General features: G+C 63.1%; 15 protein-coding genes and 1 tRNA gene. 12 read left to right on the top strand and 4 right to left on the bottom strand.

Features of this window, described 5'->3' with window-relative positions; genetic code table 11:
- Positions 1-14: 14 nt before the first annotated feature.
- From HF916_RS42165 to HF916_RS42155, 3 genes are all read right to left on the bottom strand, one after another.
- Entirely contained in the window at positions 15-839 is an 825-nt protein-coding gene (locus tag HF916_RS42165; protein ID WP_168794586.1) for an ABC transporter permease, read from the bottom strand.
- The gene (locus tag HF916_RS42160; protein ID WP_374956908.1) at positions 836-1,825 is read right to left on the bottom strand and encodes an ABC transporter substrate-binding protein; all 990 of its coding nucleotides are present in this window, start codon (positions 1,823-1,825) and stop codon (positions 836-838) included. Before HF916_RS42160 ends, HF916_RS42165 begins: the two co-directional genes overlap by 4 nt.
- A 248-nt stretch (positions 1,826-2,073) precedes the next feature.
- Entirely contained in the window at positions 2,074-3,144 is a 1,071-nt protein-coding gene (locus HF916_RS42155) for a LacI family DNA-binding transcriptional regulator (protein WP_168794584.1), read from the bottom strand.
- A 183-nt stretch (positions 3,145-3,327) separates the two neighbouring features.
- Between HF916_RS42155 and HF916_RS42150 the strand changes: the two genes are divergently transcribed.
- Positions 3,328-3,412 (top strand) — tRNA-Leu (locus HF916_RS42150).
- Between the two features lie 289 nt (positions 3,413-3,701).
- Here the strand turns inward: HF916_RS42150 and HF916_RS42145 are convergent.
- Positions 3,702-7,298, bottom strand: coding sequence for an indolepyruvate ferredoxin oxidoreductase family protein (locus HF916_RS42145; RefSeq protein ID WP_168794583.1), 3,597 nt, complete (start codon positions 7,296-7,298; stop codon positions 3,702-3,704).
- Positions 7,299-7,393: 95 nt separating this feature from the next.
- On the opposite strand from HF916_RS42145, the gene HF916_RS42140 reads away from it, so the two are divergent.
- From HF916_RS42140 to HF916_RS42090, 11 genes are all read left to right on the top strand, one after another.
- Positions 7,394-8,299: a LysR family transcriptional regulator gene (locus HF916_RS42140; RefSeq protein WP_168794582.1), complete on the top strand. Its 906-nt coding sequence runs from the start codon at positions 7,394-7,396 to the stop codon at positions 8,297-8,299.
- Between the two features lie 231 nt (positions 8,300-8,530).
- Positions 8,531-9,613: a LacI family DNA-binding transcriptional regulator gene (locus HF916_RS42135; RefSeq protein ID WP_168794581.1), complete on the top strand. Its 1,083-nt coding sequence runs from the start codon at positions 8,531-8,533 to the stop codon at positions 9,611-9,613.
- 84 nt (positions 9,614-9,697) lie between these two features.
- Positions 9,698-9,928 carry a hypothetical protein gene (locus tag HF916_RS42130; protein WP_168794580.1) on the top strand — a complete coding sequence of 77 codons (231 nt, stop codon included), beginning with the start codon at positions 9,698-9,700 and terminating at the stop codon, positions 9,926-9,928.
- Between the two features lie 94 nt (positions 9,929-10,022).
- On the top strand, positions 10,023-11,588 hold the full coding sequence (locus HF916_RS42125; RefSeq protein WP_168794579.1) for an ABC transporter substrate-binding protein: 1,566 nt from the start codon (positions 10,023-10,025) through the stop codon (positions 11,586-11,588).
- A 7-nt stretch (positions 11,589-11,595) separates the two neighbouring features.
- Complete coding sequence (locus tag HF916_RS42120) at positions 11,596-12,531, top strand: ABC transporter permease (protein ID WP_168794578.1); 936 nt, start codon at positions 11,596-11,598, stop codon at positions 12,529-12,531.
- The gene (locus HF916_RS42115) at positions 12,528-13,499 is read left to right on the top strand and encodes an ABC transporter permease (protein WP_168794577.1); all 972 of its coding nucleotides are present in this window, start codon (positions 12,528-12,530) and stop codon (positions 13,497-13,499) included. Before HF916_RS42120 ends, HF916_RS42115 begins: the two co-directional genes overlap by 4 nt.
- Positions 13,496-14,338: an ATP-binding cassette domain-containing protein gene (locus HF916_RS42110; protein ID WP_168794576.1), complete on the top strand. Its 843-nt coding sequence runs from the start codon at positions 13,496-13,498 to the stop codon at positions 14,336-14,338. The genes HF916_RS42115 and HF916_RS42110 overlap by 4 nt, the downstream gene beginning before the upstream one ends.
- On the top strand, positions 14,328-15,161 hold the full coding sequence (locus tag HF916_RS42105) for an ABC transporter ATP-binding protein (RefSeq protein WP_168794575.1): 834 nt from the start codon (positions 14,328-14,330) through the stop codon (positions 15,159-15,161). Before HF916_RS42110 ends, HF916_RS42105 begins: the two co-directional genes overlap by 11 nt.
- A gap of 189 nt (positions 15,162-15,350) precedes the next feature.
- Positions 15,351-16,520 carry a porin gene (locus tag HF916_RS42100; protein ID WP_168794574.1) on the top strand — a complete coding sequence of 390 codons (1,170 nt, stop codon included), beginning with the start codon at positions 15,351-15,353 and terminating at the stop codon, positions 16,518-16,520.
- A 69-nt stretch (positions 16,521-16,589) separates the two neighbouring features.
- On the top strand, positions 16,590-18,713 hold the full coding sequence (locus HF916_RS42095) for a hydantoinase/oxoprolinase family protein (RefSeq protein WP_168794573.1): 2,124 nt from the start codon (positions 16,590-16,592) through the stop codon (positions 18,711-18,713).
- Complete coding sequence (locus HF916_RS42090) at positions 18,710-20,560, top strand: hydantoinase B/oxoprolinase family protein (RefSeq protein WP_168794572.1); 1,851 nt, start codon at positions 18,710-18,712, stop codon at positions 20,558-20,560. The genes HF916_RS42095 and HF916_RS42090 overlap by 4 nt, the downstream gene beginning before the upstream one ends.
- The last annotated feature ends 19 nt before the right edge of the window (positions 20,561-20,579 follow it).

Below are 20,579 nucleotides of genomic sequence, written 5' to 3'. Positions count from 1 at the left end.
TTTTGAAACGCCGCTCATGCGCTTGCCGCCACGGCCGAGCCGCTCACACTGCGCGCCAATGCCAGCACCGCCCACGTCACGATGCCGAGCACGATCGAGAGGCCCGCGGCCGTCACCATGTTCGCGTTGAGGGTGAACTCGGTGTAGATGGTCATCGGCAGCACGTCGATGTCGGTGGCGAGCGTGAAGGCGGTGCCGAACGCGCCCATCGCGGTGGCGAAGCACACCGCACCCGCCGCGATCAGGCCCGGCGAGAGGGCGGGCAATACGATATCGCGCGTGATGCGCCACGGCGACGCGCCGAGCGAACGCGCGGCTTCTTCGAGCGACGCATCGAGTTTGGTCGCCGAGGCCATCACGGTGACGATCACGCGCGGAATCGAGAAGTACAGGTAGCCGAGAAAGAGTCCGCTCATCGAATAAGCGAACACCCAGCGGTCGCCGGTCAGTTTCAGCGAGAGCGCGCCGATCAGCCCCTGGCGTCCCGCGAGCATGATGACCATGAAACCGACCACCACGCCGGGAAACGCCAGCGGAAACGTGAGCAGCGCGAGCAGCGTGCGCTTGAGCGGAAACTCGCGGCGTGCCAGCAGCAGACCCGCGATCACCGAGAGCACCAGCGTCGCCGCCGTGACGGCCGCGGACAGCAGCACGGTCGCGCCGAGGCTAGACATGTAGCGCGGATTCGTCAGCATCGCGCGATAGGTGGCGAACGCGTGGCCGTCGCCGCTCAACTGCGCGAGCGCGCTCATCGGCAGCAGCCAGAAGGCGATGAACACCGCCAGCGCCGGTGCGATCAACGCGATCCGCCAGCGCAGCGAGAACGTGATGTCGTTCAATGCATCACCTGCAGATAACGCTCGCCGAAGCTCGATTGCTTTTCGGCCATCTTGCCGAAGTCCACCGGTTTGGCGCGCGCATAGTCGCTGGCCGGCAGGAATTTGGCGGCGGTTTCCGGGCTCATCGCATTCGCGCGCACCGGACGCAGATAGGCATCGGCCCACAGCTTCTGGCCTTCGTCGGAGAGCACGAAGTCGAGCACCTTCTTGCCGTTCGCTTCGTGCGGCGCGCCTTTGACGAGGCTCATCACGTACGGCACCGAGATCGTGCCTTCCTTCGGGATCACGAATTCGACGTTCGCGTGATCCTTGTACTTCGCGCGGTAAGCGTCGAAATCGTAGTCGAGCAGGATTGGAATTTCGCCGGACATCACGCGCGCATAGGCGGTCTGCTTCGGCACGATCGGCGCGTTGGCCTTCAGCTTGCGAAACCAGTCGAGGCCCGGCTCGAAGTTGTCGAGCGTGCCGCCGAGCGCCTGATTCACCGCAACGGCGCCCGCGTAGCCGACAAATGCGCTCGACGGATCGAGGTAGCCGATCATGCCTTTGTACTCAGGCTTGAGCAGGTCGGCCCACGAGCGCGGCACGGGCTTGCCTTCGAGCGCGTCCTTATTGACGAAAAAGCCCAGCGTGCCTGAATGAATCGAGAACCAGTAGCCTTGCGGGTCTTTCAGGTTGGCGGGAATGTCGTCCCAATGCGCGGGCTTGTACGGCTGGATCACGCCCTTGTCCTTCGCCTGGAAGGCCGACGAAACGCCGAGATACACCACGTCGGCGACCGGGCTCTTCTGCTCGGCCATCAGTTGCGCGATCGACTGGCCGGAGTTCTTGTTGTCGAACGGTACGCGAATGCCGGTCTTTTGCTGGATCGCCTTGATCTGGCTCGCCCAGTCGGCCCATTCGGGCGGGCAGTTGTAGCAGATCGCGGATTCGTCGGCGTGCGCGGCTTGCGGTGCGATCGCGGCGAGTGCGGCGGCGACCACCATGCCGGCCGACAGCGCGGCGGCCGTGGAGCGCGCGAGGCGCCGCCAGAGCGGCCGGAGCGGTTGGATTGGCGAAGCGAAATGTTTGGAAGAGCGGATCACTGCGGGTCTCCTGAGAAGAAGCGAGCGGGTGGTTCGGGTTTTGGGGGGCGACTCAAAGTCGTCTTGCGGGCAGCCGGTTAAACGTTTTCATGTCGGCACGTGTCGATGCATGTCGCGCGCACGTTAGCCAACGGCGGTTGCGCGACGCTTCAGGCAAACGGCCGCATCGCAGCCGCTGAACCATGCGCAGGCGTTGCGTCGTTGCGGTTCGAAATCGCCGCGATCGTGGCACCCTGGCGCAAGCTGTGCGGCAAGGTCAGCGTGAGCGACGTTTCGTTCAAGGCTTCATACGTTCCGGTGACGCGTGCCAGCAAACGCTGCCAGGCCGCGCAGCCAATTTCGCGATTCGGCGCGCAGATGCTGGCGAGCGGTGGCGACAGCAGTTCGCCCATCGCCAGGCCGTCGAAGCCGAGAATCGACATGTCGTGCGGAATCTGCAAACGCGCGCGGCGCAGGCCGCGCATGACCACCATCGCCAGCAGATCGTTGCTGCAGAAGAGGGCGCTGGGGCGGTTCGGGCCGCTCGTCAGATGGGCGAGCACCGAGGGCGAGAGTTCCTCGGCATTGAAATCCACCTCGAGCGCGGGCGACGGCGTGAGGCTGGCTTGCTGCATCGCTTGGCGATAGCCGAGATGCCGCTGACGGGCGCGATCCGAGGCGGCCAGCGTGCCGGCGAGCATGAGGATGCGGCGATGGCCGTGCGCGATCAGCATGCGCACGCCGTCGTAGGCGGCGAGACGGTTGTCGACCGAGACCGACGGGCGACGCACCGTGTCGTTATGCATCAGCACGTAGAGCAGCCCCGCACGGTCGAGTTCGTCGAGCAGCGGATGCGTGTCGGCATCCGCGACTGTCAGGATCAGGCCTTCGACGCGGTGTTCACGCAGCGTTTCGATGGCGTGGCGTTCGCGGTCGGCGTCGTACTGCGTGGTCATCAGCATGAGCCGGTAGCCTTGCGCCGAGGCGAGTTCGTCGATGCCTTGCAGGCACTCGGCGAACACGGGATTGGCGAGCGTCGGCAGGATCACGCCGATCAGACGCGTGCGTTCGCCGCGCAATTGCCGGCCGAGCGGGCTGGGGCGGAAGTTCAGGGCGTCGATGGACTGACGCACCTTGTCGAGCGTGACCGGGTTGACGGTGTGCGGCGCGTTGATCGCGCGCGACACGGTGGCGATGGAGAAGCCGGCGTGGGCAGCGACATCTTTGATCGTCGGGATCATGGGTTTCCGCTCGGGTTGTAAACGTTTTCGTGAGCGGATTATCGGGAAGGTTTGTGACTTACCGATGACGTTGATATCGGCTGATGGGGGTGGTGGAAGGGGGGTGGCAGGGGCGTTGCGGCGGCGGTTTGGTGCGCTCGCCGGGCAGTGGTAGAATTCGCGTCCACATGCGTTTCGACCCCTGCCGGGGTGATGAAATTGGTAAACATAGCGGACTTAAAATCCGCCGCCTCACGGCTTGCCGGTTCAAGTCCGGTCCCCGGCACCAATTCGTCTCCAAACTAGTTCAACGGTTCATAACAAAACCCCGTCAAATAAGCCTGAGCGGGGTTTGTTGTTGCCCTTTTCTCCAAAGGTTCTCAACCGCCGGCAAACTCCCACTCGGGGGCTGTTCAGGGGGGCCTCCGCTCGCAAAATTGCCGACGCGCGGAAAAGCACCCCCAATATGAGAAGCTCACAAAGCAAGCAATGGCCCTCACCGATGTCTCAATCGGCAACGTGAAGCCGATCGATCGACAGCAGAAGCTGTTCGATGGCGGCGGTCACTTTCTGCTTCATCACGCTTGTTCGAAAACTCGAGAAGATGAAACGAGCGGCGTGCCGGCCGCGTCAACCCGGTATTCGGCAAGCCAGCGTTCTCGCTTCGTTGCCGCGGCGAGCACGCTGCGCTCCTTGACGTGACCGAAACCGCGAATCTCGTCAGGCAGATTGGCGAGCTTCATCGCCGCATCAAATCGGGCGGCGTCGAGCGTTGCGCAGAATTCGTCGATCAGCGCGAAATACTGCGCGATCAGCTCACGTTCATTGCGCCGTTCTTCCGTCTTGCCGAATACGTCGAACGCTGAGCCGCGCAGGAACCTGAATTTTTCGAGCACGCGGAACAGCGCGAGCGTCCATTGTCCGAATCGTTGCTTCTTCAGGTGGCCGTGCTCGTCGCGTCTGGCGAGCAATGGCGGCGCGAGATGGAACGCGAGCTTGTAATCGCGGCCCGGCTCGCCTTCGAACTGAGCCCGCAGCTTGTCCATGTAAGCCGGATCCGCATAGAGACGGGCCACTTCGTACTCGTCCTTATAGGTCATCAGTTTCGCCAGATTGCGCGCGACCACCGGCGTGAGGCGCGGTTTTGCTCCGTCCATGACAGCCGTTTCCTTCGCGCGCAGCCGTTCGACAGCTTCAACATAGCGAGTCGCATAACGAGGGTTCTGGTAGGCACTCAGCCGCTCGGCGTTGCGCTCGATCAGACGGTCCAGCGATTCCGGCATCTGCACGACAATGGCCTGCTGTCTGGCGGCCTGCGGCGTAAAAGCATCCACGGCGGCTTCGCCGTGCTGTGCGACATAGCGGCCCCATTCGAACGCCAGGCGATTCTTCTCGACGGCTACGCCATTCAGTTCGATCGCGCGATCGAGACTGTCGTAGCTGAGCGGCAGCCAGCCGCGTTGCCAGACAAAGCCGAGCAACAGGGGATTGGCATAGAGCGTGTCGCCCAACAGCGCGAGCGCGAGACGATTGGCGTCGATGAAGTCGCAGTCGTCGCCGATGCTCGCGCGCAGATCCTGCCGCGTCTGATCAGCCGGAAAATTCCATTGGGGGTCCCGCACGAACTGCGCGGTCGGCGTGGCGCCGCTGTTGATCGCCGCTTTCGTGATGCCGCGTTGCGTGCGTGCCAGCACTTCGGCGGAAGCGGAGACGATCGCATCGCAGCCGAGAATCAGGCGCGCTTCACCAGCCGCAATCCGCGTGGCGTGTAATTGGTCGGGTGCCGCGGCGATCTGCACGTGACTGAGCACGGCACCGCCTTTCTGTGCGAGCCCGGCCATATCGAGCACGGTGACGCCCTTGTTTTCGAGGTGAGCCGCCATGCCCAGCAAGCCGCCGATCGTCACGACGCCGGTTCCACCGACACCAGTCACCAGCACGCCGTACGGCCTCGCGAGTGAAGCAATCGCGGGCCGAGGCAGCGACGCGAAATCGGGCAACGCGGCTGAGGATGCGGGTTTGGCGGGCTTTTTCACCTGTGCGCCTTCCGCCGTGACGAAACTCGGACAGAAGCCTTTCACGCACGAAAAATCTTTATTGCACGACGACTGGTTGATCTTGCGCTTGGTACCGAGCGATGTTTGCAGCGGCTCGACCGACAGACAGTTCGACTGCACCGAGCAGTCGCCGCAACCTTCGCACACGGCATCGTTGATAAAGGCGCGCTTCGCCGGATCGGGATAGGTGCCGCGTTTGCGGCGCCGGCGTTTTTCGGTTGCGCAGGTCTGGTCGTAAATCAGAATCGATGTACCCGCCATCTCGCGCAACTCGCGCTGCAAGCGGTCGAGTTCGTCGCGGTGATGGACCTTCACTCCTGCGGGGAGACGAACGGTCGCGTCGTATTTCTCCGGCTCGTCGGTCACGATCAGCACGTGCTTCGCGCCTTCCGCAACGACCTGAAACGCGATCTGCGGGACGGTGAGCACGCCGTCCACCGGTTGGCCGCCGGTCATCGCGACGGCGTCGTTGTACAGCACCTTATAGGTGACGTTCGCGCCAGCCGCAATCGAAGCGCGAATCGCGAGCAGACCGGAATGGAAATAGGTGCCGTCGCCCAGATTGACGAACACGTGCCGCTCATTCGTGAAATGCATCTGGCCGGTCCACGCGACGCCTTCGCCGCCCATCTGGCTGAAGGTCTCCGTCTTGCGGTCCATCCACATCGACATGTAGTGGCAGCCAATGCCGGCCAGTGCGCGCGAGCCTTCCGGCACGCGTGTCGAGGTGTTGTGCGGGCAGCCCGAACAGAACCACGGTTGCCGCTCCGTCACGGAACGCGGCGTGGCCGCCTCGCGCTCCTTGGCCTCGATCACGGCGACCCGTGCTTCGATCCGCGCCCGCAGATCGGCGGGCAGATCGGCTTTGGCGAGGCGCCGGGCGATCGCTTTCGCGATCAAGGCGGGCGACAGTTCGTAGTGCGCGGGCAGCAGCGTCTGCCCACGCGGCACGGACCATTCACCGCCTTCATCGTCGCGCTGATCGAACTTGCCGAACACCTTTGGACGCACGTCGTCGCGCCAGTTATACAGTTCCTCTTTGAGCGCATATTCGAGAATCTGGCGTTTTTCTTCCACCACCAGAATCTCGTCGAGCCCGGTTGCGAAGTCGCGTGCGTTCTGCGCATCGAGCGGCCATACGCAACCCACTTTCAGCACGCGTATGCCGATGCGGGCGCAGGTTTCGTCGTCGAGCGAGAGGTCGGCGAGCGCTTGCCGCACGTCGAGATACGCCTTGCCTGCGGTCATGATGCCAAGGCGTGGATTGGGGCTGTCGATCACCACGCGGTTCAGCTTGTTCGCGCGAATGTAGGCGAGCGCCGCGTACCACTTGTAGTTCAGCAGACGCGCTTCTTGCGCGAGCGGCGGGTCGGGCCAGCGGATATTGAGGCCGCCTTCGGGCATGTCGAAGTCTTCCGGCAGGAGAATCTGCAAACGGTCCGGATCGATGTCGATCGACGCGCTCGATTCGACCACGTCCGTGACGCATTTCATCGCGACCCACAGCCCCGCGTAGCGGCTCATGGCCCAGCCGTGCAGACCGTAGTCGAGATACTCCTGCACGCTTGCCGGATACAGCACCGGAATGCCGCTTGCCACGAACATATGCTCCGACTGATGCGCGACAGACGACGACTTCGCCGCATGATCGTCGCCCGCCAGCACCAGCACGCCGCCGTTCGGATCCGTGCCGGCCGCATTCGCGTGCTTGAAGACGTCGCCGGTGCGATCGACACCCGGCCCCTTGCCGTACCACATGCCGAATACACCGTCGACCTTGGCGCCCGGCCAGAGATTGAGTTGCTGCGTGCCCCACACGGCAGTCGCGGCGAGATCCTCGTTAACCCCTGGCTGAAACACGACGTCGTGTTCCTTCAGATGCTGCTTCGCTTTCCAGAGACCCTGATCGAGCGCACCGAGCGGCGAGCCGCGATAGCCGGACACGTAGCCCGCGGTGTTGAGGCCGGCGCGGCGGTCGCGCGCCTTCTGCAGCATCGGCAATCGCACCAGCGCCTGAGTCCCGCTCATATAGACGCGGCCCTTTTCGAGGGTGTATTTGTCGTCGAGCGATACGGAGGCAAGCGCGTCACGTAGCGGGGGCGTCAGCGGGGCGTTCATGGGAAGTCTCCGGCGGCTTTATTAGAAGCGGAGTATAGGAAGCGGAATTTCCAACGTAAAATCACGAATACCGAATCCTGCTATTCGAAAAACACATGTCAAAAGACGTTACCTTGCGGCAGATGCGTTACTTCGTGGCGGCAGCCCAGAGTGGGCAGTTTTCGATGGCGGCGACGGCCCAGCATGTGTCGCAATCGGCGATTACCAATGCGGTGCTCGCATTGGAGGAAACCCTGGGTACGCGGCTCTTCGAACGCCTGCCTCAAGGCGTCACGTTGACCCCGGACGGGCACGATTTTCTGAACCACGCGAGACACATACTCGATTCGGTGCGCGATGCGGTCTACAAGGCGCCGTTCCGCTCGCACGATCTGAAAGGGACCGTGCGCATTGCGGCGTCGTATACGGTGCTGGGCTATTTTCTGCCCGAACTGATGGCGCGTTTTCGCGCGACGTATCCCGACATCGTGATCGATCTTCACGACCTGGATCGCGAGTCGATCGAACAGGCCGTGCTCGCCGGCGACGTCGATCTCGGTGTCGTTCTGCTATCCAATGTCGAAAATATCAGGCGTTTCCGCCACCATGTGCTGATCCGCTCGCGCCGGCAGTTGTGGACCGCGCCCACCCATCCTCTCGCGCAACTCAATGCGCCTTCGCTCGCGGATATCGCGAGTTATCCGTACATTTTGATTACGGTGGACGAAGGCGAGCAGTCGACATTGCGTTACTGGAAGCAGAACGATGTCGAGCCGAATATCGCGTTTCGCACCAGTTCAATGGAAGCGCTGCGCGGTCTGGTCGCGCATGGTTTCGGCGTCACGATTCTGTCTGACATGGTGTTTCGCCCGTGGTCGCTGGAAGGCAAGCGGATCGACGCGCGGCCCATTCTCAACGCGATTCCGCAGATGGATGCGGGCATGTTGTGGCGCAAAGGCGCAACGCTGGATACGCCGGCCGTTGCGTTCCAGCAGTTCCTCATTCATGCATGCGGGAGTTGAGGGCAGGGCGTGAGCGGGTCGGTGAGAATGACGTGGCATCGCCTGAATTGACGCTGGCGATTCAGACGTATCTGTTTTTCGCATAGCCTGACGATAGTTTTCCTTCTGCGCGGACGACTGCCGGCTCGCGCCGCAAAGCCGTGCCGACTTTGCCCAGCGCCGGGACGCACTATAATCGGCCCGATGCATCGATTCATTGAGAATCGATCGACTACCTTTTCGCCTTCCGTCATGCCCAAAGAGAGAGCCAGCAAACCTGTTAAGCCTGCGTTGCGCAGCCGCAAATCTCCGCAGGGCTCGCCCACCGTGCAGGACGTCGCGCGTCTCGCGAAGGTGTCGGTCGGCTCGGTGTCGCGTGTGCTGAACGGCCGCGAGAATGTGGCGCCAGCCATTCAGGAGGCGGTGCGCGCCGCGGTGGCTGAGCTGAATTTCGTGCCGAATGTGGTGGCGCGCAGCATGCGCAAAGGCAGTTCGAGCGCGATCGGCTGCCTGATTTCCGACATCACTCAGCACACCGCCGCACAGATGGTGAGCGCCGCCGAAGAGCGCCTGCGGGCAAGGGGTTTCGAGATTCTGATCGCCAATTCCCACTACGATCTCGAACGCGAACGAGCCATTCTGTCGAGCCTGAAGCAGCGCCGCATCGACGGATTCATCGGCGCGATTTCCGACGACGAGACGCCTTCCTATTTCAACTTCCTGCATACCCTGAATATGCCGGTGGTGCTGTGGGAGCGCGATGCCCAGGGCGAATTCAATTCGGTGCTGACCGATCACGCCGACGGCTGTCGTCAGGCCGTGCGCTATCTCGCGTCGCTCGGGCACCGCGCGATTGCACTCGTGGCCGGCCACGAAAACACCTGGGTGGGCCGCGAGATGGTGCGTGGCTATCAGGCCGCGTGCGAGGCCGCCGGCATCGCGCTCGATCCGGCGCTCGTGCTGCGGACCAGCGCCTTCAGCAAGGACGTCTGCCGGATGCTGCTCAGCGCTCCGCAGCCGCCTTCCGCCATCATTGCCACGCTGAACGATGTGGCCATCGTGCTCGAAGTCGTGCGGGAAACCGGGCTGTCGATCCCGGCCGACCTGTCGGTGATTTCCATCGGCGAGCACGAGTATTCGGGAATCGCGTCGCCGGCATTGACCGTGGTGACGCAAAACCCGCGCGACGTCGGCCGCGAAGCAGCGGACATGATGTTGCAGCTGATCGACGGCAGCGCGCCGTCCGGCATCCGCCGCTCGAAACATCCCATGCGGATGATCGTGCGCGAGTCGTGCGGAGCGCCGCACAGCCTTGCACGCCGCAAAAAGCGCTAGCCGGGTTCGATTCCCAGGGTTTATCCGATCACAAAGTTGCTTGACAGCGGATTTTTCGCCGCCGACATTGCGCATAGACGGCAAATGAATCGATTCACCAAAAACTCAAGGTTTGCTATGAGCGACAGGAAAAACGTGTTTCGTTCCGGGCAGAGTGATCGCGAGGAACACGGACAAGGCGCTCTGTCGACGGTTGATGAACACAGCAGACGCGGCGGCGACGTGAAAGGTCTCGACTGCTGCGGAGACGGCGGAATCAGCGCCGCATCCGCAAGCCGTTCTGAACCCGCCAACCACGGTTTCCGATATTTTTGAAAAGTTGACTCGCCGCGCCAATCTCACTATTGTCTGTGAATCGATTCACGAAAACATCTTGAACCGAGCGGCATTGAAAAAAGCAGAGGATTTCATGACTTTCAGCAGCAGGCGACGACAACTGCTCCGTGCGGGCGCCGCGGGCATCGCGGGGCTTTCCCTGCCGTTCGCATTCGAAGGCCGCGTCTTCGCGACCGAAGCAGGCGTGCTGTCGGTCGCTATTCCGAGCAATCCGCAAACGCTCGATCCGATCAACCAGCCGAATCACGACGTGATGGCGATCAACCAGTTGATCTTCGAGAATCTGGTCGGCATCGACGCGCGCGGTCAGCGGGTGCCGCAACTGGCGCGCGCATGGACGATTTCGCCTGACAAACTGACGTACACGTTCGATCTGCAGCGCGGCGTGAATTTTCAGAACGGTCAGCCGTTCACGTCCGCTGACGTGAAATACAGCTTCGACTACGTGCTGAATCCCGCGAACAAGGCGTTTCGACGGCCGTTCTGGACCGTGATCGAGTCGATTAGCGCACCGGACGCGCACACTGCCGTGATCCGCCTCAAGCGTCCTTACCGGCCGTTGCTCGACTACATGTCGAAGTACATGGGTATTTTTCCGGCAGGCAGCCGCGAGCAGCACCCGGCCGACTACTTCAAGCAGATGCCGATCGGTGTCGGCACGGGGCCGGCCATTTTCGTGCAGTCGAAGGCGAACGACTTCGTCGAGCTAAAGCGCAATCCGGCTTACTGGGGCAAAGGCGAGCCGCATTGGGACAAAATCGTGTTCCGCATCATCCCTGAAGAGTCGTCGCGGCTGGCCTCGCTGATGTCGGACCAGACGCAGATCATCAGTGCGCCGCCGGCCCAGACGTTCGCGCAGATCCGTACCTCGGCGGGCCTCGCGGGCGACAGCCGCCCATCGCCGACCAGCCCGCTGATGATGTGTCTGAACAACCGCAAGGCGCCGTTCGACGATCCGGCATTTCGCCGTGCGGCATCGCTCGTGCTGGACCGGGCCAAGGTCTGTCGCGATCTGTGCTACGGCGCGGTCAAAGCGAGCAGCATGCCGTTTGCGCCGGAGTCCTCTTGGTACGACGCGGGCTCGGCTGGAAGCCTGGCGTTCAATCTGGATCGTGCGCGAGCGGCGTTGAAAAGCTCGAGGTACGCAAGCGGCGCGTCGTTCGATCTGCTGTATGTGCAGCCTGCGTATCTGATCGATACATCGTCGACGGCGCTTTTCATTCAGGCGCAACTGGCGTCACTGGGCGTGCGCGTCAATCTGCGTCCGCTCGATTTCGGGCAGATGATCTCGCAGGTGCTGGTCGGCAACCACGCGGCGGCGCTGACCGGTTTCATCGCGCCACCGGAGCCGACGTATCTGCTCAACGCGCTGTTCAGACCAGGCGAAAGTCTCTGGAAAGCGAGCGGCTACGAGAGCGCTGAACTGCTGAAGCTGATCGACGACAGCTATCTGGTCGACGATCCGGCTGCGCTCAAGCCGATTCTCGCGACAATTCAGCAGGTGCTGGCGCGCGACTGTCCGGCCGTCTGGATCGGCGCGCTGGAAGTGCAGAACCTGTGGCGCAGCAACGTCAAGGATTTCCAGGTGAACACCGGTTTCTCACTGAAGCTCGACAACGTTTATCTGGCGAAGGCATGAGGTCGATATGAAAGCCGTTTCGAGGCTGTTTTCGTCTGTGCTCGTGCTACTGGTGGTGAGCGCGCTACTGTTCGCGATGTGCCGCGCGACACCCGTGTCGCCCGCGCGTCTGACGTTGGGCAGCGACGCAAGCGTCGAACAGATTGCCGCGTTCAATCACCAATACGGACTCGACCGGCCTGTTGCCGCGCAATACGGCGGGTGGCTGAACGGTGCGCTCGCGCTCGACTTCGGCAAGTCATACGCGACCGGCAACCCGATTGGCCCGCAGATCGCCGATACGTTGCCGAATACCGTCGAGCTCGTCACGCTGTCGTTCGTGTTCACGATCGTGGTGTCGATCGTGCTCGGCACCGTGGCGGCATTGAAGGAGAACAGCGGCACGGACCATTTGTTGCGAGCCGTGGCGATCGTCGGCTTATCCGTGCCGTCGTTCTGGCTGGGGTTGCTGTTGATCCGCTATGTCGCGCTCAAAACCGGGTGGTTTCCGGTGGGCGGCCTCACGCCCTGGTCGGACGGCCCGGCGTCTCATCTGCTCGCGCTAGTGTTGCCCGCACTGACGATGTCGGTGTACTACATCTCCGTGCTGAGCCGTCTGGTGCGGGCGAACATGGTCGACGCACTTTCGCAGGATTATGTGCGAACCGCCAGAGCGCTCGGTTTGCCGCCGTCGCGTATTCGCCTTTATGCACTGAAGAACGCGTTGCCGTCGCTGGTGAGCACGGCCGCGATGAGTTACGGCTACATGTTCGGCTGGGCGTTGATCGTTGAGCAGATTTTCAATTTGACGGGCGTCTCACGTGCGTTGCTCACGGCGATCTTTCAGCGCGACTATCCAACGGTGCAGGCCATCGTGCTCGTAATCACGACGATCTTCATCGCGTCGAACACGTGCGCCGACGTACTGCATGGCTATCTCGACCCGAAGGCGAACAGAACATGATGGCTGATTCATCTCTACCCAACGTGCGACGCAAACCGCATGCGCTCGGCACATGGCTCGCATCGGCCGGCCGGTTGCTGCGCGCGCTGATGCACGAACCGGCGGGGGCGATCGGTCTCGTGACGATCGTGCTGCTGGGCGTGATCGCAGCGTGCGCGCCGTGGCTGCCCTTGAAAGATCCGCTGCAGCTCTATATCGAACATCGTCTGGAAGCGCCGGGCGCGGCGTTCTGGCTCGGTACCGACCAGGTGGGCCGTGACATTCTGAGCCGCACGATCTGGGGCGCTCGCGCGTCGCTGTCCATCGGACTGTGCGCGGTCGCGATCGGCCTCGTGCTCGGTACGGGCATCGGCCTCGTGGCAGGCTACAAGGCCGGCTCGTGGCTCGACGAAACGCTGATGAAAGCGATGGAAGTGCTCGCGTCGATCCCGCTGTTGATCTGGGCTATCGCGCTCGTCGGCATTACCGGCACGGACACGCTACATGTCGGCATGCTCGCCATTTCGAATGAAACCAAACTCGTGCTGCTAATCGGCGTGCTGTACGCGCCGGGTCTTGCGCGGCTCACCCATAGTCTCGCGAAGGCCGAGTCGCAAGCGGAGTATGTCGCGGCACGGGTTCTGCAAGGCGCCAGCGGGGCGCGCATCATGCTGTCCGACGTTTTGCCCAACATCATCTCGCCGGTGCTGATCCAGGCGACGCTGCTGCTCGGCGTGACGATCATCGTGGAAGCGTCGCTCAGTTTCATCGGTCTCGGCGTGCAACCGCCGACGCCGAGTTGGGGCGCGATGCTCTCCGACGCGCGCGCACTGATTTTCACCGACAACTGGTGGGTATCGGTGTTCCCGGGCGCGGCGGTGTTCGTCAGCGTGCTCGCCTTCAATCTGTTCGGCGACTCGATGCGCACGATTCTCGATCCGCGGCGGCGCAATGCGCATGGGGCCAATGTGCCGGGAGCATCGCTATGAACGAAGCGCTGCTGTCGATTGAAAACCTGCGCGTCACCTTCGGTTCGGGCAAGACGCAGACCGAAGTCTTGCATGGGCTCGATTTGCAAGTGGGACGCGGCAAGGCGGTCGGTCTCGTCGGCGAATCGGGTTCGGGCAAGAGCGTCGCCTCGCTGGCGGTGCTCGGGTTGCTTGGCAACGCGGGGCGCATCAGCGGCGGCCGGATCGTGTTCGACGGGGAGGATCTGAGCCGTGCGTCCGAGGCGCGCATGCGGGGATTGCGCGGACGGCGCATCTCCATGATCTTTCAGGATCCGGCGACGGCGCTCAACCCCGCCTTCACGATCGGCGCGCAACTCGCCGACGTGATCCGCGCCCACCGTCCGCTGCGCGGCCGCGCGATACGCGACGAAGTGCATTCCGTGCTCGCACGCGTCGGTTTCAAAGATCCGCGCACCACGGAGCGCGCGTATCCGCACGAACTGAGCGGCGGCATGAAGCAACGCGCGATGATTGCCGCCGCGATTGTCTGTGAACCGGCGCTGCTGCTCGCGGACGAGCCCACCACCGCGCTCGACGTGACCGTGCAGGCGCAGATCGTCGAGTTACTGCGAACGCTGGTGGACGAGATGGATCTCGGCCTCGTGTTCATCACGCACAACCTCGACCTGATGGCGGAACTGTGTTCGCGCGCCGTCGTGCTGAAACAGGGCTACGTGGTCGAGGCGGGCCCGGTGGAGGATATCTTTCTGCGGCCTTCGCACGACTACACGCGGCATCTGATCGCGAGCATTCCGCGTTTGCCGGTTACGCGTGCTGCGGGCCGTCATCAACCTGAGGAGACGCGCGATGTCCGCTAACGTGCCGAACGCCGCCCTGGCTACGCAGCCGATCTTCGCGCTGCACGAGGTCGGCAAATCCTATGCGCTGGCGCGTTCCCCGCTCGAGCGCATGTTCAACCGGCGCCGCTTTCATGCCGTGTCGGGTGTGACGCTCGACGTGGCGAAGGGCGAGGCGCTCGCTATCGTCGGTGAAAGCGGCAGCGGCAAATCGACCGTCGCGCGCATGATGGTCGGCCTCACTGCGCCGACCACCGGCTCGATCTGCTTCAGAGGCGCGGCGTTGAACACGATGACGCGCGCGCAGAATGCGACGTTTCGTCAGCGCGTACAGATGGTGTTCCAGAGCACGACGACTTCGCTGAACCCGCGCAAGACGATTGCCACGACGCTTGCAGAAGCGATCGGCAACGACGGCGTGCCGGTGCGTCAATTGCTCGACATGGTGCGGCTGCCGACATTCGTGCTGGCGCGCTATCCGCATCAGCTGTCGGGCGGTCAGCGCCAACGCGTGGGCATCGCTCGGGCGCTCGCGCGCCGTCCGGAACTGGTCGTTGCCGACGAACCGACTTCCGCGCTCGACGTATCGATCCAGGCGGAGATCATCCGGCTACTGCGCGATCTTCACCAAAGCGCTGGTGTCTCGCTGGTCGTGATCAGCCACGATCTGGCGCTGGTCGGCGAGCTGTGCCAGCGGGTGGTGGTCATGCGGGAAGGGCGTGTCGTGGAAGCGGGAGCGGTGGATCAGGTGCTGTTCGAACCACGCGAGCGCTACACGATGGAGTTGCTGGCGGCGATCCCGAAAGGCATCGGCCGGCACCCCATAGTGGTGGGACCAGTGTAAGTGCTAACGCAATAACTCTGGTCGACACAGGAGAGGCGGTCCGAGCAGTAGAGAAGAAGATCCGGGTCAAGCAGTGAGCCGGCCCACCTTGGGGATTTTTTTTAAACCATTGGTGAATCGATTCATTTGCTATCATTAATCGATCGCTAGCCGACCGGGGTGTCGCGATTCCTTGTTTGGAGAAGAGCGGTGAAGGAAAAGTTATTCATCATGGCGGCTCTGCTGGGCGGGAGCGGTCTCGTCCATGCGCAAAGTTCAGTCACGCTATACGGGATCATCAACGAGGCAATCACCTACTCGTCGAACCAGGGCGGCCACAGCGCGGTGCAGTTGACCGGCAACGGCGAGTACGGCAGCCGCTGGGGACTGCGAGGCGCCGAAGATCTCGGCGGCGGCACCAAGGCGATCTTCACGCTCGAGAACGGCTTCAACCCGGTCAACGGCGCGCTCGGTCAGAACAACCGCATGTTCGGCCGCCAGGCGTTCGTGGGTTTTTCGAATCTGAACTACGGCACGCTGACGTTCGGCCGCCAGTACGACGCGATTGTCGGCACCTTGCAGACGATGACGTCCAACGGTGCGTGGGGCGGCGTGATGTTTTCGCATCCGTACGACAACGACAACACCGACGACTATTTGCGCGTCAATAACTCGATCAAATACGTCTCGCCGAATCTGAAGGGCTTCACCGGCACGGCGATGTACGCGTTCAGCAACGCACCCGGCGCCTTTGCGAACAACCGCATGTGGTCGGTAGGCGGCATCTATTCGCAGGGTGCTTTTTCGATTGCGGCGGCGTATTCGCTCTATGACGAACCGGGCGTGAACACCACGGCGAACGTCAACACCAACGGCGCGATCACCTGCTGCGATGCGCCGATCACGTCCAAACGCGAACAGATTGCGGGCATCGGCGCGTCGTATGTGATCGGACCGGCCAAGCTGAGCCTGATGTACAGCAACGCGATCTACAACAACGTGGGCACGACACTGACGAGCGGCATCAACTACCGCTTCAACAACTATGAAGCGAACGCGCGCTTCACGCTCGATCCGACACTGTTCTTCGGCATGGCCTACACGTACACGAGCGACAACATCACCGGCGGTCCGGGCGGACCGACGCAGGTGCACTGGCATCAGGTCAATCTGCTGGTCGACAAGTTCCTCTCCAAGCGAACCTCCATCTATACCGAGGTGATCTATCTGCGCGCGGCCGGAGGCGGCTTTCCGCGACCCACGGGCGGACCGTTGCCGGCCACGTCGAACGGCATGCTGGCCTCGCAGATTCAGACCATGTTGCCGTCTTCGGGACAGAACCAGGCCGTGGTCAGTGTCGGACTCGTGCACAAGTTCTAGCAACGCTGCATTGACCGGCGCAAACCGGTAACGCGTTCGCGCCGCATCGACTAACAAGCAAGGTGTGTAATGACTGAAAGACTTTACCGGGCCGGTGTCGATATCGGCGGGACCTTCACCGATATCGTCGTGATCGGCGATGACGGCGTGATTCATACGAGAAAGGTTTCGTCCACGCCTCAGGACTATGGTATTGCGATCGTCGCGGGCTTGCAGGCATTGCTGGCCTCGCTCGACGCGCAACCGCGCCAGATAACCGAGCTGGTTCATGCAACCACCATCGCCACGAATACCGTGCTCGAAGGCAAAGGCGCGCGCACGGCGCTGATCACCACGCGCGGTTTTCGCGACGTGGTCGAGATTGGCCGCCTACGCGTGCCGATGCTCTACAACCTCGCGTATCAGAAACCGGAACCGCTCGCGAAACGCCGGCACCGCTACGAGGTCGACGAACGGCTGCTCGCCGATGGTTCGATCGACACGCCGCTCGACGACACGCAGGTGCTGGACATCGCGCAACGTATCGCCGGCGAGAAAATCGAAGCGGTAGCGATCAGTCTGATTCATGCGTATGCGAATCCCGAACACGAGATCCGCATTCGTGATCTGCTGCGCAGCGTGTTGGGCGACACCGTCTATCTGACCTGCTCGCACGAAATCCTGCCGGAGATCCGCGAATACGAACGCACCAGCACGACCGTCGTCAACGCGTATCTCGGGCCGGTGGTGGTCAGCTATCTGCATTCGCTGATCGACAAGCTGCGCGGCATCGGCATGACCGGTCCGGTGCAGATCATGCATTCGAACGGCGGGGTGATGAGCGCCGCGATGGTCATGCAGAAGCCGGCCACGATCATCGAGTCCGGGCCGGCGGCCGGTGTGATCGCGGGCGCCTCGGTCGCCGCCGCGTCGGGATACGCCGATTGCATTACGGTGGACATGGGCGGGACCACGGCGAAGGCGGCCATCATCGAGAAGGGCGAGCCGGCGCGCACCACCGAATACGAGGTCGGTGCAGGCATCAACGTCAGCAGCAAGCTCGTCAAGGGCGGCGGCCACGCGGTCAAGCTGCCGTTCATCGACGTCTCGGAGATCGGCGCGGGCGGCGGGAGTCTGGTGCGTATCGACGCGGGCGGGCTCGTCAAGGTCGGCCCGGATTCGGCGGGCTCGGTGCCCGGGCCCGTGTGCTACGACGCGGGCGGCACGATTCCGACGCTCACGGACGCCGTGCTGACGCTCGGCTATCTGAATCCGGCGTTCCTTGCCGGCGGCGAGTTGCGCATCAACCAGCAGAAGTCGCTCGAGGCAATGCGCAGGCAGATCGCCGAACCTACGCACACGGATCTCTACGAAGCCGCCTATGGCGTTTTCTCGATCGCCGCCTCCACGATGACGCGCGCGGTGAAAGCCGTGTCGACGTATCGCGGCCGCGATCCGCGCGAATTTGCGTTGTTCGCTTTCGGCGGCAATGGGCCGGTCATCGTTCACGAGATCGCCGAATTGCTCGACATGAAGACGGTCATCGTGCCGCCGAGCCCCGGCGTGTTCAGCGCGCTCGGCCTGCTGTTCTCGTCGACACAACACGAGTTCATGCAAACGATGTTCCGCCGCCTCGATCACCTGGCCGCAGTGGAATTGGGCAACACGCTCGAAGACCTGGTGGCGCGGGCCACTGCGGATATGACGGCCGAGGGTAACGCCTTCGACGATATCGCCGTGACCTGCGCGCTGGATTTGCGCTACACGGGTCAGGCCTACGAGTTGACTGTGCCGATCGAATGGCGTGCCGGTCAGCCGCTCGACATTGCGCCGATCGCTGCCGCGTTTCATGCGGAACACGAACGCACCTACGGCCATGCATCCGCGGACGAGGTGATCGAACTCGTCAATCTGCGCGCGGTCGGTTCGCTGCGCTCGCAGAAAGACCGCGCTTACGACGCGCAGCGCGCCGGCGGCAGCTGGGCGAGTTCGTCGGGTGCGCGCGTGCCGGTACGGCGCCGGGCGTATTTCGGCAAGACCCACGGCTTTATCGACACCCCGGTGATCTCGCGTGCCGATCTGCGCGCCGCGCCGATGACCGGCCCGTTGATCGTCGAAGAGTACGACTCGACCTGCGTCGTGCCGCCGAATGCCGGCGCGCGTGTCGATGCCCACGAAAACATCGTCATCACGTTTCTGGAGCAATCCGTATGACTACCCAGCAGGCCGCTTCGGCGGGCACCGACGCCATCACGCTCGAAATCGTCAAGAACGCGCTCGGCTCGATTGCCGACGAAATGGCGCTCGTCGTGCTGCGCACGGCGTATTCGCCGATCGTGCGCGATTCAATGGACTTCTCCACCGCGGTGTTCGACCGCGCCGGCCGCGTGATCGCCCAGGGCCTGACCTTGCCGATTCACCTCGGCGCGTTTCCGGCCGCGATGGACAACGTGGTGCGCCGTTTCGGCACGGCCGGCAAGCCCGGCGACATCTACATCATGAACGACCCTTACACGTCGGGCGGCATGCATTTGCCGGACGTGTATCTGATTCAGCCGGTGTTTTATGAGTCGCGTATCGAAGGCTATGTTGCGACCATCGTCCACCACGCCGATATCGGCGGCATGGCGCCGGGCAGCATGGCGATCGGCGCGACGGAAATCTATCAGGAAGGTTTGCGGATTCCGTTGATGAAGCTGTGCGATGCAGGCGCTATCAACGACGCGCTCGTCACGCTGCTGGAAACGAACTCGCGCATGCCGGGCCAGTTGCGCGGCGATCTGCGCGCGCAGGTGGCCTCGTGCAAGGCCGGTGAGCGGGGGCTCGTGCAGTTGCTCGACAAGTACGGCGCGGACGGTTTCGGACGGCTGGTCGAAGCGCTGCACGATTACGCGGAGCGCCTGACGCGCCGGGCCATCAGCACGATGCCGAATGGTGAATACCGTTACGAGGATTTCATCGACGGCCTGGGTGATACGCCCGTGCCGATCGCGTTTCGCGTCAAGGTGACGGTGGCGGACGACATGGTCCGCATCGACTGGACCGGCACCGATGCGCAGGTGCAGGGCGCGATCAACGGTCCGTTCGCGACCACGCAATCGGTCGCGTATGCGGCGGTGCGCTGCGCGATTGGCGTCGATGTGCCGAACTGCGAAGGCTTTTCGCGACCCGTGCAGGTCTACGCGGAAAGCGGCTCGATTGTGAATCCGGTGGAGCCGGCGGCCTGCGCGGCGCGCGGGATTATCGCTTACCGAATGTTCGACGTATTGCAAGGCGCGTTCGCGCAGATCGTGCCGGACACGATTCCGGCGCTGGGCGAAGGCGGTCCGTCGGTCGTGTCGATTTCCGGGCGCAGCCCGGATGGCGAGGGCGGCGCGCGTGGCGGCAACTGGCTGATTACCGACGGCGTGCTCGGCAGTTGGGGCGGCGGTCGCAATGACGGCTGCGAAGGCATTGCGAATCCGCTCGGCAATCTGTCGAACCAGCCGGTCGAGCTGATCGAGGCACGTCTGCCGCTCAAGATCACCGAGTACGGCTTCGTCACCGACTCGGGCGGCGCAGGCCGGCATCGCGGTGGCCTGGCAATGCGGCGCGCTTATGAATTGCGCAGCGACCACGCGTTACTCGGACTGCGCTCGGACCGGCGCGCGCATCGGCCGTCGGGCTCGCATGGCGGGCTGAGCGGATCGCCGTCGCTCAATCTGCTGACCCGCGACGGTCGAAGCACATTGCTGCCGACCATGCCGAGCACCGTGACCGCGCTTCTCAAGGGCGACCGCTTCTGCCATATCGCGGCGGGTGGCGCAGGTCATGGCGATCCGTTGACGCGCTCGCCGGAAGCCGTGCGCGAGGACGTGCTGGACGACCGCATCACGGAGCAGATGGCGCGTGAGGTGTACGGCGTCGTGCTCGAAGGCGCCAGGAGCGACATCGACGCGCAGCGCACCGCCGAGATGCGTGGGCGCCTCCAGACCCTTTCCGGGCAGGAGCGCGTCGCGAAGCAGGAGGCGCTGTTCCTGCAATCGACCGGTGCCGATGCTGCGGCTATCGGCAAACTCTGACCACAATGGAGCGCTTTTT

The sequence above is a fragment of the Paraburkholderia aromaticivorans genome (genome assembly GCF_012689525.1).
Taxonomy (GTDB): domain Bacteria; phylum Pseudomonadota; class Gammaproteobacteria; order Burkholderiales; family Burkholderiaceae; genus Paraburkholderia; species Paraburkholderia aromaticivorans_A.
Note: the sequence above shows the minus strand (reverse complement) of the source record. Positions and strands in the feature narration are given on the sequence as shown.